Annotated in this window: 14 protein-coding genes; 8 read left to right on the top strand and 6 right to left on the bottom strand. The window is 65.0% G+C overall.

Annotated elements, in window-relative coordinates; all coding sequences use genetic code 11:
- The 3 genes from J6500_RS13295 to J6500_RS13285 form a co-directional block, all read right to left on the bottom strand.
- A complete protein-coding gene (locus J6500_RS13295; protein WP_225713159.1) occupies positions 1 to 615 on the bottom strand; it encodes a hypothetical protein in 615 nt (204 codons plus the stop codon).
- 78 nt (positions 616 to 693) lie between these two features.
- Positions 694 to 1,221 carry a xanthine phosphoribosyltransferase gene (gene gpt, locus J6500_RS13290; protein ID WP_225713158.1) on the bottom strand — a complete coding sequence of 176 codons (528 nt, stop codon included), beginning with the start codon at positions 1,219 to 1,221 and terminating at the stop codon, positions 694 to 696.
- A 6-nt stretch (positions 1,222 to 1,227) separates the two neighbouring features.
- The gene (locus J6500_RS13285; RefSeq protein WP_225713157.1) at positions 1,228 to 1,983 is read right to left on the bottom strand and encodes a competence/damage-inducible protein A; all 756 of its coding nucleotides are present in this window, start codon (positions 1,981 to 1,983) and stop codon (positions 1,228 to 1,230) included.
- 223 nt (positions 1,984 to 2,206) lie between these two features.
- Between J6500_RS13285 and J6500_RS13280 the strand changes: the two genes are divergently transcribed.
- From J6500_RS13280 to J6500_RS13260, 5 genes are all read left to right on the top strand, one after another.
- On the top strand, positions 2,207 to 3,625 hold the full coding sequence (locus tag J6500_RS13280) for a circularly permuted type 2 ATP-grasp protein (RefSeq protein ID WP_225713156.1): 1,419 nt from the start codon (positions 2,207 to 2,209) through the stop codon (positions 3,623 to 3,625).
- Positions 3,626 to 3,852: 227 nt separating this feature from the next.
- A complete protein-coding gene (locus J6500_RS13275) occupies positions 3,853 to 4,797 on the top strand; it encodes an alpha-E domain-containing protein (protein WP_225713155.1) in 945 nt (314 codons plus the stop codon).
- 104 nt (positions 4,798 to 4,901) lie between these two features.
- Positions 4,902 to 5,744: a transglutaminase family protein gene (locus J6500_RS13270; protein ID WP_225713154.1), complete on the top strand. Its 843-nt coding sequence runs from the start codon at positions 4,902 to 4,904 to the stop codon at positions 5,742 to 5,744.
- Between the two features lie 222 nt (positions 5,745 to 5,966).
- Entirely contained in the window at positions 5,967 to 6,743 is a 777-nt protein-coding gene (locus J6500_RS13265; protein ID WP_225713153.1) for a proteasome-type protease, read from the top strand.
- Positions 6,744 to 6,769: 26 nt separating this feature from the next.
- Positions 6,770 to 7,534, top strand: coding sequence for an SDR family oxidoreductase (locus J6500_RS13260; protein WP_225713152.1), 765 nt, complete (start codon positions 6,770 to 6,772; stop codon positions 7,532 to 7,534).
- 420 nt (positions 7,535 to 7,954) lie between these two features.
- Here the strand turns inward: J6500_RS13260 and J6500_RS13255 are convergent, their stop codons facing one another.
- On the bottom strand, positions 7,955 to 9,178 hold the full coding sequence (locus J6500_RS13255) for an MFS transporter (RefSeq protein ID WP_225713151.1): 1,224 nt from the start codon (positions 9,176 to 9,178) through the stop codon (positions 7,955 to 7,957).
- Between the two features lie 115 nt (positions 9,179 to 9,293).
- On the opposite strand from J6500_RS13255, the gene J6500_RS13250 reads away from it, so the two are divergent.
- On the top strand, positions 9,294 to 10,544 hold the full coding sequence (locus tag J6500_RS13250) for a NupC/NupG family nucleoside CNT transporter (protein ID WP_225713150.1): 1,251 nt from the start codon (positions 9,294 to 9,296) through the stop codon (positions 10,542 to 10,544).
- Between the two features lie 249 nt (positions 10,545 to 10,793).
- Here the strand turns inward: J6500_RS13250 and J6500_RS13245 are convergent, their stop codons facing one another.
- Together J6500_RS13245 and J6500_RS13240 are read right to left on the bottom strand one after the other, a co-directional pair.
- Positions 10,794 to 11,345, bottom strand: a complete 552-nt coding sequence (locus J6500_RS13245) for a cupin domain-containing protein (protein WP_225713149.1) — start codon at positions 11,343 to 11,345, stop codon at positions 10,794 to 10,796.
- Positions 11,346 to 11,477: 132 nt separating this feature from the next.
- Positions 11,478 to 11,768 carry an usg protein gene (locus tag J6500_RS13240; RefSeq protein WP_225713148.1) on the bottom strand — a complete coding sequence of 97 codons (291 nt, stop codon included), beginning with the start codon at positions 11,766 to 11,768 and terminating at the stop codon, positions 11,478 to 11,480.
- 378 nt (positions 11,769 to 12,146) lie between these two features.
- Between J6500_RS13240 and groES the strand changes: the two genes are divergently transcribed.
- Entirely contained in the window at positions 12,147 to 12,461 is a 315-nt protein-coding gene (gene groES, locus J6500_RS13235; protein ID WP_225713147.1) for a co-chaperone GroES, read from the top strand.
- 43 nt (positions 12,462 to 12,504) lie between these two features.
- Positions 12,505 to 14,145: a chaperonin GroEL gene (gene groL, locus J6500_RS13230; RefSeq protein ID WP_225713146.1), complete on the top strand. Its 1,641-nt coding sequence runs from the start codon at positions 12,505 to 12,507 to the stop codon at positions 14,143 to 14,145.
- Positions 14,146 to 14,300 lie beyond the last annotated feature (155 nt).

Genomic DNA, 14,300 nt, shown 5'->3' with positions numbered 1-14,300 from the left:
CTACACCATGGCGCTCGGGTGCAGCGCCGGCCGGTAGCCGGCCTGAAAGGCGCGAACCGTTGACGGCGGCGTCAGCAGCATGGCCGTGCCTGCCGCGTCAGCCCGTCTGTAGCCGCTGAACGACCAGCGCAGCGTGGCGCCGCCAGCGACGAGGTAGCTCTCCTCGCTCTCGTGCACCATCGTGCCATCAGGCAATTGATGCAGCGGCACCGGCAGCGGATGCAGCCGCTTCCTGCCGCGATCGAGCCGCTCGGCGTGCAGCACCGCATCCATCGCCTTGACCTTGAGATCGCTGACGCGGTTGCCCTGCTCCCACGCGACGCGAAACCTTTTTGCATCTTCGCGGCGGCAGTAGAAGCACGGCCGGTGTCCGGCGGCGAAGGCAGTGGCTTCATCGAGGAAGAACAGCTCGGTCCAGCTCTGCCGGCTCATCACCTTGCGCCGCCGGCCCCTGAACTCGCAGACGCAGGTCAGCCAGGCCGGCGACGACCAGCGTCTTTTCAGGAGCGTCCGCGTCGCGGGGTCGTGAATGATGCCGCGATTGCCAGTGAAGGTGCCGCGATGTTCTGACGCAACGATCTCGCCTGTCGGTGTGACGCGATTTTGCAGGGGCATGGTGCGCTCCGCGGCGAATGGTGAGTAGCGAATGGCGAATAGACTGTTCGCTACTCACCATTCGCTATTCGCTCTTTCTCACGCCGCGCCATCGCGGATCGGCGGCTGGAACGACAGTGCGGTGTCCCACGGGAAGTAGATCCAGGTGTCCTGCGACACTTCGGTGATGTAGGTGTCGACCAGCGGTCGCCCCTTGGGCTTGGCATAGACGGTGGCGAAATGCGCGTCGGGCAGCAGTTCGCGCACCAGCTTGCCGGTCTTGCCGGTGTCGACGAGGTCGTCGACGATCAGAAGCCCCTTGCCGGTGCCGCCGCCAAGCTTGGCGGTCTGCTCCGAAATGCCCTTGAGCACCTTGAGGTCGCCCTGCTTGTCGTGGTCGTAACTCGCCACGCAAACGGTGTCGATCACGCGCAAGCCGAGCTCACGCGCCACGATCGCGGCCGGCACCAGCCCGCCGCGGGTGATCGCGATGACCGCATGGAACGGGCCGACCTCGTTGAGCCGCCAGGTCAGCGCCCGGCAGTCGCGATGAAATTGATCCCACGACACCGGAAACGGCCGACCGGCGCGCTCCTGTGCAATCTGATCGGAAGGCTTATCAACCATCTCGTCTCAATCCACCGCCGGCTTGTTCTGCGCGGCCTGCACCTGCTTCAGCATCTCCTTCACCGCGGCCATTGCCGCGGCGAGCTTGTCCGGATCGCGCGAGCGCACCACGAGATTGGTGTTCGGCTTCTGGTTCTCGTCCTGGAACGGATAGCTGCCGATGATCGTGTCCGGATGCGCGAGCGCGATCGCACGCAAGGGACCGCCGATATCTCCCTCCCTCGCGTCGGCCCGGACCGAATCCGACAGCATCCGCACGCCGGACTTCAAGGTCGGCGCCACGATGTCCATCATCGCCTGCATGATGGTGGGGATGCCGGCCATCACGATGACATTGCCGAGCTTGAAGCCCGGCGCCAGGATCGTCGCGCTCTGGATCAGCTCGGCGCCGTCAGGCACGCGGGCCATGCGCAGCCGCGCCTCGTTCAGATCCTGCCCGCTCCAGCGCTCCCTGAACCGGGCCACCACGTCGGGATGATGATGGATGTCGACCCCGAACGCCTTCGCCACGCTGTCGGCGGTGATGTCGTCATGAGTCGGTCCGATGCCGCCGGTCGTGAACACGTAGGTGTAGCGATGCCGCAGCGCATCAAGGGCAGCGATGATGTCGGCCTCCTCGTCGGCGACGACGCGCACCTCCTTCAGGTCGATGCCGATATTGGTCAGGTATTCGGCGATGAAGCCGATGTTCTTGTCCTTGGTCCGGCCGGACAGGATCTCGTCGCCGATCACCAGAAGCCCTGCCGTGACGATCTCGCTCATGGTCTCATTCCCTAACTTGATCCCCTGACATTGCCGGTCCAATGCCTTGATGTCACGGGGTTTTGCCGTCGAATTAAGCAGACCTCAGCCGGTTTTTCGGGCAGCCGCCAAGTCACCCTTAGCAAATGCCGCCAGCCAATGCATATCGCGCTGGCCCGCCCCTTGCTACCATCCCATCAAGTCATGCACTGTGTGATGCGGCTTGGGAGGGCAGTCGGGGTTTATGGCAGCAGCGTTCGATGAGATGAACGGCCTCGGGGGCGACCTCCGTCCGGCCTACCAGGAGCTCTCCCGCTGGCTCAAGGAGACGCCGGCGGATGCCCTCGAATATCGGCGCCAGGAGGCGGAGCTCTTGTTCCGCCGGATCGGCATCACCTTCGCGGTCTATGGCGATGCCGAAGCCACCGAGCGGCTGATCCCCTTCGACGTCATCCCGCGCATCATGTCGGCCAGCGAATGGACGCTGCTGGAGAAGGGCCTGAAGCAGCGCGTGCTCGCGCTCAACATGTTCCTCAAGGACATCTATCACGGCCGCGACATCCTGCGCGCCAACATCATTCCCGAGGACCTGATCTTCCAGAACCCGGTGTTCCGCCCGGAGATGAACGGCCAGGACGTGCCGCACGACATCTACGTCCACATCGCCGGCATCGACATCATCCGCACCGACGCGGACAATTTCATCGTGCTGGAGGACAATGCGCGCACGCCGTCCGGCGTGTCCTACATGCTGGAAAACCGTGAGATCATGATGCGGCTGTTTCCGGACCTGTTCGCCCGGCACCGCGTCGCGCCGGTCGAGCGCTATCCGGACGAGCTGCTCTCGGCGCTGCGCTCGGTGGCGCCGCACAGCGCCGCGGCCGAGCCGACGGTCGCGCTGATGACGCCGGGCGTCTACAACTCAGCCTATTACGAGCATTCGTTCCTGGCCGATAAGCTCGGCATCGAGCTGGTCGAAGGGCGCGACCTCATTGTCAAGAACGACGAGGTGTTCATGCGCACCACCGAGGGGCTGAAGCGGGTCGACGTGATCTACCGCCGCGTCGATGACGACTTCCTCGATCCTCTCACCTTCCGGCCGGACTCCGCGCTCGGCGTGCCCGGGCTGATGTCGGCCTATGCGGCCGGCAACATCACGCTCGCCAACGCGGTCGGCACCGGCATCGCCGACGACAAGGCGATCTACTCCTACATGCCCGATATCGTGAAGTTCTATCTCAGCGAGGAGCCGATCCTGAAGAACGTGCAGACCTGGCGCTGCCGGGAACCGCAGGATCTGTCCTATGTGCTCGACAACCTCGCGGACCTCGTCGTCAAGGAGGTGCACGGCTCCGGCGGCTACGGCATGCTGATCGGCCCCGCCGCGACCAAGGCCACCATCGAGGCGTTCCGCGACAAGCTCAAGCGCGAGCCCGAAGGCTTCATCGCGCAGCCGACGCTGGCGCTCTCGACCTGCCCGACCTGCACCGACAAGGGGCTGGCGCCGCGCCATGTCGACCTCCGCCCGTTCGTGCTGACCGGCAGCGACCGCACCACCATCGTGCCCGGCGGCCTGACCCGGGTGGCGCTGAAGGAAGGCTCGCTCGTGGTCAATTCCAGCCAGGGCGGCGGCACCAAGGACACCTGGATACTGAGTGAGTGAATTCTCGATGTGCTCAGTTCGCGCGGCATCGGCACCTCACCTCTCCCCTTGTGGGAGAGGTCGGATCGCATCGCAAGATGCGATCCGGGTGAGGGGTGACGCCCTCTCATGGGACCTGCGTCCCCTCACCCGGAGCTGCGCGCCGACCTCTCCCCGATGGGGAGAGGTGTTCCCCGCGACTCGTCCTGTCATACTCAACGGCATCACATTCTAGAGGTTGTGTCAGCATGCTGTCGCGCACCGCCGAAAATCTGTTCTGGCTGGCCCGCTACGTCGAACGCGCCGAGTATCTCGCGCGCACCATCGACGCGACGCTGCGCGTCACCGCGCTGCCGGCCGCCTATGTCGGCAAGACCAATGAATGGGACTCCGCCCTGCTGACCGCCGGCGTCGGCGCCAGCTTCTACGATCACTACGAGGAAGCCAACGAGCGCAACGTCGTCGAGTATCTGTCGGTCTCGGCCGAGAATCCCTCCTCGATCAGGAACTGCATCGAGGCGGCGCGACTCAACTCCCGCTCGGTGCGCACCGCGCTGACGTCGGAGATGTGGGACACCATCAATTCGGCCTGGATCGAGCTGCAGGCGGTCTGGAGCAAGGGCACCGGCAACCGCGAGGAGCTGGCAAAATTCTTGCGCTTCGTGCAGGAGACCTCGCTGCGCTTCGACGGCTCGGCCTACCGGACCATGCTGCGCAACGACGCCTACTGGTTCTCGCGGCTCGGCGTGCATCTGGAGCGCGCCGACAACACCGCGCGGATCCTCGACGTGAAGTATCACGTGCTGCTGCCCGAGGAGGAGCATGTCGGCGGCCCACTCGATTATTACCAGTGGACCTCGATCCTGCGCTCGGTGTCGGCCACCACGGCCTATCACTGGGTCTATCGCGAGACGCTCAAGCCCTGGCTGATCGCCGATTTGCTGATCCTCAACGACACGCTGCCGCGGTCGCTGGCGAGCTGCTACAGCAATCTGGTGCGCAATCTCGACCAGATCGGCGTCGCCTACGGCCGCCAGGGCCCCTCCCAGCGTCACGCCCGCGGCATCAGGAACCGGCTCGAGCACAGCCATATGGACGATATCTTCCAGCGCGGCGTGCATGAATTCATCCAGGAATTCATTGCGGACAACTCGCGGCTGGGCGAGATCATCACCAAGCAGTACCTGATCTAGGGTAAGGACGCGCATCAGGGACACTGCGCGGGCGTTCAATCTTCCCTCCGGGAGGGCAAAATCCCGTTGCGGCAATACCTGATCTAACCTACTGGAATCATGCCATGCGCCTGCGGATAGCCCATACCACCACCTACCGCTACGAGCCGGCGGCTTCGGGCGTGATCCAGATTCTGCGAATGACACCGAGCAGCCATGACGGCCAGTATGTCGCCGAGTGGCAGATCGACGTCTCGACCGATTCCAAGCTGGACACCCATGAGGACGCATTCGGCAACGTCACCCATGTGCTGACGCACGGTTCGATCGCCGACCTCACCATCCATTGCGAAGGTCTGCTCGAGACCCAGGACACCGGCGGCGTGCTGCGCGGCACCGACGAGCGGTTTCCGCCGAGCCTGTTCCTGCGCCCGACACCGCTCACCGACCTCAACCCAGCGATGGCGACGTTCGTGCGCGAGCTGCGCGCCGAGGCCGGCAGCGACGTGCTCGGCTTCCTGCACGCGCTGATGGTGCAGATCTTCGAGCACATGACCTTTGACGAGGATCCGACCAGCAGCACGACCTCGGCCTCCGAGGCGTTCGCGCTGAAGCGCGGCGTGTGCCAGGACTATGCGCACATCTTCATCGCCTGCGCGCGCGCCGGCGGCGTTCCGGCGCGGTTCGTCTCCGGCCATTTCCTGCGCTCCGACGGCATGGTCAACCAGCAGGCCGGCCACGCCTGGGCCGAGGCATTTGTGCCGGATCTCGGCTGGATCGGCTTCGATGCGGCCAACGGCATCTGCACCACCGACGCCCACGCCCGCGTCGCGATCGGCCTCGACTATCTCGGCGCGGCTCCGGTCCGCGGCACCCGCTACGGCGGCGGCACCGAAACGCTGACCGTCGCGGTGAAGGTCGATCAGGCCGGGCGTCCCGGGCAATGGCAGAGCCAGACGCAGTCGTAGGCCGGTCTCGCTTCCATCCTCATTCCCCGATGCGCAATCGCGCCTGGAATGACGATGGTGAAATGCGTGCATGACGTCTTCTCTGATGCCTCCAACCGCCGCCTCCCAGGGGCAGCTTGGTCCATTCGCGGCGCCTCCCGCGGCGGGAATTGGGGTTGGATGGCCCGGCGAAATTGGCTACTAGTTTCCCGCCGATAAACTCGGGCCGTTCGGGGACTGGAAATGACCTATTGCTGCGGAATTCTGGTGCGAGACGGCCTCGTCATGATCGCGGATACCCGCACCAATGCCGGGCTCGACAACGTCTCGACCTTCCGCAAGCTGCACATCTTCGAGCAGCCCGGCGAGCGCATCATGGCGGTCGCGAGCGCCGGCAATCTGGCGATCAGCCAGTCGGTGCTGTCGACCCTGACCGAGGGGATGGAAAATCCCGAGACCGGCGAGCGCGAGACGCTGATGAACGCGCCGACCATGTTCCAGGCGGCGCAGCGGATCGGCCGCGCCATCCGCGCCGTGCACGCCACCGAGGGTGACGCGCTGCGCGCGGAGGACATCTCGTTCGACGTCTCGTTCCTGTTCGGCGGCCAGATTAAGGGCTCGCGGATGCGCCTGTTCATGGTCTACACCGCCGGCAATTTCATCGAATGCACCACCGACACGCCCTACTTGCAGATCGGCGAGCACAAATACGGCAAGCCGGTGCTCGACCGCGCCATGCATTACGACGTCGAGCTCTATGAGGCGCTGAAGACCGGGCTGATCTCGATGGACTCGACGATGCGCTCCAACCTCGGCGTCGGCCTGCCGATCGACGTGCTGGTGGTGCGCAGCGACGCCTGCGAGGCCGACCTCAACCACCGCATCGAGGCCGGCGAGCCTTATTTCCACGACCTGCGCTCGCGCTGGTCGGCGGCGCTGCGCGCGGCGCACCAGAACATCCCACGGCCGCCCTACAAAAACGAAACCGAAGCCAAGTCCAAAGAAGCCAAGTCCAAATAGGCAAAGCCCAAGTAAGAGGAAACCAGATGACTGAGGCCACCAACAAGATCGCGCTCGTCACCGGTGCCGGCACCGGCGTCGGACGCGCGGCATCGCTCGCGCTGATGAACGCAGGCTACACCGTCGTGCTCGCCGGGCGCCGCATGGAGATGCTGGAGGAGACCAAGAAGCTCGGCGACAATATCGGCAAGAGCCTGTGCGTCTCGGCCGACATGACGAACCCGGCCTCGATCGCCGCACTGTTCGACAAGGTCAAGACCACCTATGGCCGGCTCGACGTGCTCTTCAACAATGCCGGCATGGGCGCGCCGCCCGTGAACTTCGAGGACCTGCCGCTCGAGCAATGGCAGGCGGTGGTCAACACCAACCTCACCGGCCCGTTCCTGTGCACGCAGCACGCCTTCCGCATCATGAAGGACCAGAACCCGCGCGGCGGCCGCATCATCAACAACGGCTCGATCTCGGCGCACGCGCCGCGGCCGTTCTCCGCCGCCTACACCTCGACCAAGCACGCCATCACCGGCCTGACCAAGGCCTCCAACCTCGACGGCCGCATGTACGACATCGCGGTCGGCCAGGTCGACATCGGCAACGCCGCGACCCCGATGACCGACCGCATGGTCAATGGCCCCGGCGTGCTGCAGCCCGACGGCACCACCAAGCACGAGCCGCGCATGGACGCCAAGGCGGTCGGCGACGCCGTCGCCTACATGGCCAGCCTGCCGCTCGATGCCAACGTGCTGTTCATGACTGTGATGGCGACGAAGATGCCGTTCGTCGGCCGCGGCTGATCCTTTCCCCTTCTCCCCGCCTGCGGGGAGAAGGTCGGGATGAGGGGGAGTCTCCGCGAGGACGGCAACAGGGGGCGCACTGCCAAAACACGGAAAACAACCCCATGCAAAGGAGCCGGCGGGCTGCCGACTTCGACACGGCGTCCGACGTCCTTGACACGTCGGGCAACTCAGGGATACTCTTCCAATATTCCGAAATCGCGCCCAGGACAGTGAGAGCTGACTCGCGGAGAGTCCGCCTCACCCGGATCGCATTTCGCTTCGCTGCATGCGATCCGACCTCTCCCCGCAGGCGGGGCGAGGAAGGCCAGAGCTAGCCCCGCGATCTCCGTCATTGCGAGCGAAGCGAAGCAATCCATCGCTCCGATTGCGTCGTCGCTTCGCTCCTCGCAATGACGGTGGATAGAGACTACCCTGCCCCTACTCCAGCTTCTCCACGTTCCGCAGCGTCGGGAACAGCTTCATCCAGAGCAGCGCGATCGCGACCGTGGCGAGCCCGCCGAGCACGGCCGATGGCACGGTACCGAGCAGCGCGGCGGCGACGCCGCTTTCGAACTGGCCGAGCTGGTTGGAGGCGTTGATGAACAGGAAGTTCACCGCGCCGACGCGGCCGCGCATCGCGTCCGGCGTCGCCAGCTGCACCAGCGAGAAGCGGATCACGACGCTGATCGTGTCGGCGGCGCCGAGCACCGCGAGCGCCAGCGCCGACAGCCACATCCATTGCGACAGCGCGAACACCACCGTCGCGACGCCGAACACGATCACCGCCTGGAACATGCGCATCCCGACCCGGCGGCTGATCGTATGACGCGCCAGCACCGTCGTCATCAAGAGCGCGCCGACCGCGGGCGCCGCGCGCAGCACGCCGAGGCCGAGCGGACCGGTCTGCAGGATGTCGCGAGCATAGATCGGCAGCAGCGCGGTGACGCCGCCGAACAGCACCGCGAACAGATCGAGCGAGATGGTGCCGAGGATCGCCGGATTGCTGCGCACGAAGCGGACGCCGGCGAACACGTCATCAGACGACGGGCTGTCCTTCACCGGCGCCTGCGGCAGATGCCCGATACCGCTGGTCAGCAGCGCGCCGAACAGCCAGAACAGCATCATCACGCCGTAGGGCACGCTCGGCATCAGCGCATAGGCGAAGCCGCCGAGCGCCGGCCCGGTGATGGTCGCGACCTGCGCCGCACCGCTCGAGATCGCGGTCGCCCGCTGCAGCGAGCCCTGCGGCGCGATCAGCGGCAGCAGTGCGGCGGTCGCCGGGCTCTCGAACGCACCGGCAATTCCGAGCACGAAGCTGGCGATGAAGATCTGCACCTCGGAAATCGTCCCGGCGAAGGTGCTTAACCCGAGCAGCAGCGCGGTGAGCGCTTCCGCGAACTGGCAGGCCTGCACCACGCGCTTGCGCTCGAAGCGGTCGGCGGCATGACCGGCGACGAACACGAGAAGCGCCGTCGGCAGAAACTGGATCAGGCCGACCATGCCGAGGTCGAAGGCGCTGCCGGTCAGCTCGTAGATCTGCCAGCCGATCGCCACCGCGCCGATCTGGCTGGAGAAGCGCGACAGGCTGCGCGACGACAGAAAAAACAGGAAGGGCCGGTGGCTGAGCAGATCGCGGGCGCCGACGGGCGTGGCGGTGGGCATGGCTGATGGCGTGGCCGACGGACTGCAACTTGTCAATGGCGGCAATGCCAACGCGCAACAGCATTGCGCCAAGCGAGGTCCCTGACATAATCGCGCGAAATGTTTCGGGGACATGATGCTGCAATTGCAATCGGCGTTCGGCGTACTGGCGTTGCTCCTGATCGCCTGGGCGCTCAGCGAGAATCGCCTGATGGTGTCGCTGCGGCAGGCCGCGATCGGCCTTGCCGTCACCATGGTCACCGCGCTGGTTCTGATCAAGGTGCCGCTGGTTGCGCAGGCCTTCGGCGCGATCAACGAGGCGGTCGGCACCATCGGCGCCGCGACGCGGGCCGGCACCGCCTTCGTGTTCGGCTATGTCGGCGGCGGCACGCTGCCATTCGATCCGAAGACGCCGGGCTCGGATTTCATCCTCGCCTTCCAGGCGCTGCCGATCGTGCTCGTGATGAGCGTGCTGACGACGCTGTTGTTCTACTGGCGGGTGCTGCCGCCGGTGGTGCGCGGCATGGCCTGGCTGCTCGAGCGCACGCTCGGCGTCGGCGGCGCGGTCGGGCTCTCGACGGCGGCCAACATCTTCCTCGGCATGGTGGAGGCGCCGCTGTTCATCCGCCCCTACCTGGCGCAGCTGACCCGCAGCGAATTGTTTCTGGTGATGACCGGCGGCATGGCCGGGATCGCAGGCACCGTGCTCGTGCTCTACGCCACGCTGCTTGCGCCGCTCATTCCGGATGCCGCCGCGCATTTCGTCATTGCGTCGGTGCTGGGCGCGCCAGCCGCGATCCTGGTTAGCCTGATCATGGTGCCGGAAACCTCCGGCCGCCGCACCGGCGGATCGCTCGACGATCCCGACGTCCCGGTCGCCTCGACGATGGATGCGATCGTGAAGGGCACCACGACCGGGCTCGAGCTGCTGTTCAACATCGTCGCGCTGCTGCTGGTGCTGGTGGCGCTGGTCTACCTGGTCAACGCGATCATCGGCCTGCTGCCCGAGATCGGCGGCGCAAAGATCTCGCTGCAGCGGCTGCTCGGCCATCTGATGGCACCGGTGTGCTGGCTGATGGGCTTGCCCTGGCCGCAGGCGATCACGGCCGGAAGCCTGATGGGCACCAAGACGGTGCTGAACGAGCTGATCGCCTATGTCGAGCTGTCGAAGCTCGGTCCCGACGCGCTCGATCCGCGCTCGCGGCTGATCATGCTCTATGCGATGTGCGGTTTTGCCAACTTCGCCAGCCTCGGCATCATGATCGGCGGCCTCGGCGTGATGGCTCCGGAGCGCCGCGAGGAGATCAACGCGCTCGGACTGAAGTCGATCGTCTCGGGCACGCTGACGACGTGCCTGATGGGCGCAATCGTCGGAGTGATGACGTGACCGTGCCCACCGCTGTCATTCCGGGGCGACGCGAAGCGTCGAGCCCGGAATCCATCGGGCCGCAAGCCATGTGGAGGAATGGATTCCGGGCTCGCGCTGCGCGCGCCCCGGAACGACGGGGAGAGGATGGCGAAGCAGTAGCCCGGATGCAGCGCAGCGCAATCCGGGATTCTTGCGCGGATGCAGGCCCCGGATTTCGCTTCGCTGCATCCGGGCTACGAGAGCCATCCACCCGTCGTTCCGGGACGATCAGGCCTTCAGCTCGACCGTCTTGAATTCGGCCGGCAGGATCACCTCCAGCAGTTCGACGTCGTCGGAATAATCCAGGATCATGTGCTTGATGCGCGGCGGCTGGGTCCAGGCGCTGCCTTCTTGCATCAGTGTCTCGCCCTCGCCTTCGATGTAGGTCTTCACCCAGCCCTTGAGCACGTAGACCATCTGGAATTCGACGTCGTGGAAGTGCAGCTTCGACACTTCCTCCGGATTGCACGGTCCCTGCAACCGGATGACGTGCGCTTGCGCGAGGCCATGGCTGGCGGCGGCGATGCCGAGGTCGCGATACTTGGCGTAAGCGCGCAGGCCGTCGGCCTTGAAATCCTCCTCGCGGTGATGGCTGATCGCGACGCGCTGCCTCGGACGGGCCTTGGTTGCGGCCTTCGCCGGCTTCTTGGCGGCCGAGACGCGGCCCTTCGACTTGATGGTTTTCCGCGCGGTCGATTTGGCTGCTGTCCGCAGCCCCGTCCATTTCTTCCGCACCGCAGTCTTGGCTGCGGGTCTTGATGCCGCTTTTTGCTTGGCCATTGTTTATGTTTACCTCCCGTCGTCTTGACGGAGCGAGGCTAGCACAATCCGCGCCTCGCTGGGTGGGCAAAGCAGCGCAAGCGCCGTGCCCCCCTGCTCGGCGTGCGCACACGACTGATCTGAAATTCGGCGCTAGTGCAGCCGGAAGACACCGTCGACGGCGCGCAGTTCGGCCGGCTTGATCAGCTTGGAATGCGCCACCGTCACCGAGAACAACGGCCCTTCCAGCTTGTCCTGCCAGAAGGCCAGGAAATCCTGCAGCGCCGGAAATTTCGGGAACAGGTCGTAGTTCTGCCAGACGTAGGTCTGCAGCAGCGCCGGATGATCCGGCATCCGGTAAAGGATCTGTGCCGTCGTCAGACCGTACCCAAGCAACTGCTTCCGGAAATCATCGGAAGCGCCCCCACCAACCTGCGAGTCCATGCCAAACCTCCTGTGACGGAGCGCATCCGCATGGGGGCCGGCCCGCCGGACCACCGGCATGGATGCGCTCACATGAGAGAAATGTGACGCAAGCGACTAACTCCTCACAAGCCTAAATGTTTAACGGGCAGTTGAAAACTCTTGCACTGGCAGCAGCTTACCGCGTCTGCTAATAGCGCGACGTACGCGCGGGCCAGCCGGTTAAGCATGCTGAAATCATGCTGGCAGCCGTGCTCCTGGAGTGCCAAATTTCTGCTAGGAGGCTCTTGCCCGCCGCCCGGCCTTGGCCTATCTCTCGCGCAGCAGATTGGCACTCACCCAGTCAGACTGCTAACAATTCAAGAATCTACAGCATCCACAAATGTTTAGGAGGACTGCATGAAATTCCGTCCGCTTCACGACCGCGTCGTGGTCAAGCGCATCGACGCCGAAGAGAAGACTGCTGGCGGCATCATCATTCCGGACACTGCCAAGGAAAAGCCCTCGCAGGGCGAAGTCATCGCCGTCGGCCCGGGCGGCCGCGACGAAGCTGGCAAGCTGATCCCGATCGACGTGCAGGTCGGCGACCGCGTGCTGTTCGGCAAGTGGTCCGGCACCGAAGTCAAGATCGACGGTGAAGACCTCTTGATCATGAAGGAAAGCGACATCATGGGCGTCCTCGACGTCCCCGCTTCCAAGAAGAAGGCGGCCTGAGCCCCTCTCCCTCCCGGTTTAATTCTCTCAAGGAAAAACTCAGATGGCAGCTAAAGAAGTCAAATTCTCCGTCGAGGCACGCGACAAGATGCTGCGCGGCGTCGACATTCTCGCCAACGCGGTGAAGGTCACCCTCGGTCCGAAGGGCCGCAACGTGGTGCTCGAGAAGTCGTTCGGCGCTCCCCGCATCACCAAGGACGGCGTCACCGTCGCCAAGGAGATCGAGCTCGACGACAAGTTCGAGAACATGGGCGCGCAGATGGTGCGCGAAGTCGCCTCCAAGTCCGCTGACGCGGCCGGCGACGGCACCACCACCGCGACCGTGCTGGCCCAGGCGATCGTGAAGGAAGGCGCCAAGTCGGTCGCCGCCGGCATGAACCCGATGGACCTCAAGCGCGGTATCGACCTCGCGGTCGAAGCCGTGGTCGCGGACCTGCAGAAGAACTCGAAGAAGGTCACCTCGAACGAGGAGATCGCCCAGGTCGGCACCATTTCGGCCAACGGCGATGCCGAGATCGGCAAGTTCCTCGCCGACGCCATGAAGAAGGTCGGCAACGAGGGCGTGATCACGGTCGAGGAAGCCAAGTCGCTGGAGACCGAGCTCGACGTCGTCGAGGGCATGCAGTTCGACCGCGGCTACATCTCGCCCTACTTCGTCACCAACGCCGACAAGATGCGCGTCGAGATGGACGATGCCTACATCCTCATCAACGAGAAGAAGCTCTCCTCGCTGAACGAGTTGCTGCCGCTGCTCGAGGCCGTGGTGCAGACCGGCAAGCCGCTGGTGATCGTCGCCGAGGACGTCGAAGGCGAAGCCCTCGCCACCCTCGTCGTCAACCGCCTGCGTGGCGGCCTGAAGGTCGCGGCCGTCAAGGCTCCGGGCTTCGGCGATCGCCGCAAGGCCATGCTGCAGGACATCGCGATCCTGACCGGCGGCCAGGCCATCTCGGAAGACCTCGGCATCAAGCTCGAGAACGTCACGCTGCAGATGCTCGGCCGCGCCAAGAAGGTGATGATCGACAAGGAGAACACCACGATCGTCAACGGCGCCGGCAAGAAGGCCGACATCGACGCCCGCGTCGCCCAGATCAAGGCGCAGATCGAGGAGACCACCTCGGACTACGACCGTGAGAAGCTGCAGGAGCGTCTCGCCAAGCTCGCTGGCGGCGTCGCGGTGATCCGCGTCGGCGGCGCGACCGAGGTCGAGGTGAAGGAGCGCAAAGATCGCGTTGATGACGCGATGCACGCGACCCGCGCGGCCGTCGAGGAAGGCATCGTCCCGGGCGGCGGCGTCGCCCTGCTCCGTGCCTCCGAGGCGCTGAAGGGCCTGCGCACCAAGAACGACGACCAGAAGACCGGCGTCGAGATCGTGCGCAAGGCGCTGTCGGCTCCGGCTCGCCAGATCGCGATCAACGCCGGTGAAGACGGCTCGGTCATCGTCGGCAAGATCCTGGAGAACAAGGGCTACACCTACGGCTTCGACTCCCAGACCGGCGATTATGCCGACCTCGTCAAGAAGGGCATCATCGACCCGACCAAGGTCGTGCGCACCGCGATCCAGAACGCGGCCTCGGTTGCCGCGCTCTTGATCACCACGGAAGCGATGGTCGCCGAGCTGCCGAAGAAGGCCGCGGCCGGCCCCGCAATGCCTCCGGGCGGCGGCATGGGCGGCATGGACTTCTAAGTCCGGCCATTCAGGCAAGACACGGAATGCAAAACCCCGGCAGCGATGCCGGGGTTTTTGTTTTGAGTTGCGTGTTGATTTGTTCCGCAAGCCACCACTACCATCCCTCGTCATTCCGGGGCGCGCGAAGCGCGAGCCCGGAATCCATTCCGCCG

Origin of the sequence: Bradyrhizobium semiaridum (assembly GCF_020329505.1) — a bacterium.
In the GTDB taxonomy this organism is placed as follows: Bacteria; Pseudomonadota; Alphaproteobacteria; order Rhizobiales; family Xanthobacteraceae; genus Bradyrhizobium; species Bradyrhizobium semiaridum.
Note: the sequence above shows the minus strand (reverse complement) of the source record. Positions and strands in the feature narration are given on the sequence as shown.

Bases quoted from the DNA above. Each gene is read 5' to 3' on its own strand.
- J6500_RS13285 (WP_225713157.1), bottom strand. From the start codon at position 1,983: ATGAGCGAGATCGTCACGGCAGGGCTTCTGGTGATCGGCGACGAGATC.
- J6500_RS13265 (WP_225713153.1), top strand. From the start codon at position 5,967: ATGACCTATTGCTGCGGAATTCTGGTGCGAGACGGCCTCGTCATGATC.
- J6500_RS13280 (WP_225713156.1), top strand. From the start codon at position 2,207: ATGGCAGCAGCGTTCGATGAGATGAACGGCCTCGGGGGCGACCTCCGT.
- J6500_RS13245 (WP_225713149.1), bottom strand. From the start codon at position 11,345: ATGGCCAAGCAAAAAGCGGCATCAAGACCCGCAGCCAAGACTGCGGTG.
- gpt (WP_225713158.1), bottom strand. From the start codon at position 1,221: ATGGTTGATAAGCCTTCCGATCAGATTGCACAGGAGCGCGCCGGTCGG.
- J6500_RS13275 (WP_225713155.1), top strand. From the start codon at position 3,853: ATGCTGTCGCGCACCGCCGAAAATCTGTTCTGGCTGGCCCGCTACGTC.
- J6500_RS13240 (WP_225713148.1), bottom strand. From the start codon at position 11,768: ATGGACTCGCAGGTTGGTGGGGGCGCTTCCGATGATTTCCGGAAGCAG.
- groL (WP_225713146.1), top strand. From the start codon at position 12,505: ATGGCAGCTAAAGAAGTCAAATTCTCCGTCGAGGCACGCGACAAGATG.
- J6500_RS13250 (WP_225713150.1), top strand. From the start codon at position 9,294: ATGCTGCAATTGCAATCGGCGTTCGGCGTACTGGCGTTGCTCCTGATC.
- J6500_RS13260 (WP_225713152.1), top strand. From the start codon at position 6,770: ATGACTGAGGCCACCAACAAGATCGCGCTCGTCACCGGTGCCGGCACC.
- J6500_RS13270 (WP_225713154.1), top strand. From the start codon at position 4,902: ATGCGCCTGCGGATAGCCCATACCACCACCTACCGCTACGAGCCGGCG.
- J6500_RS13255 (WP_225713151.1), bottom strand. From the start codon at position 9,178: ATGCCCACCGCCACGCCCGTCGGCGCCCGCGATCTGCTCAGCCACCGG.
- J6500_RS13295 (WP_225713159.1), bottom strand. From the start codon at position 615: ATGCCCCTGCAAAATCGCGTCACACCGACAGGCGAGATCGTTGCGTCA.
- groES (WP_225713147.1), top strand. From the start codon at position 12,147: ATGAAATTCCGTCCGCTTCACGACCGCGTCGTGGTCAAGCGCATCGAC.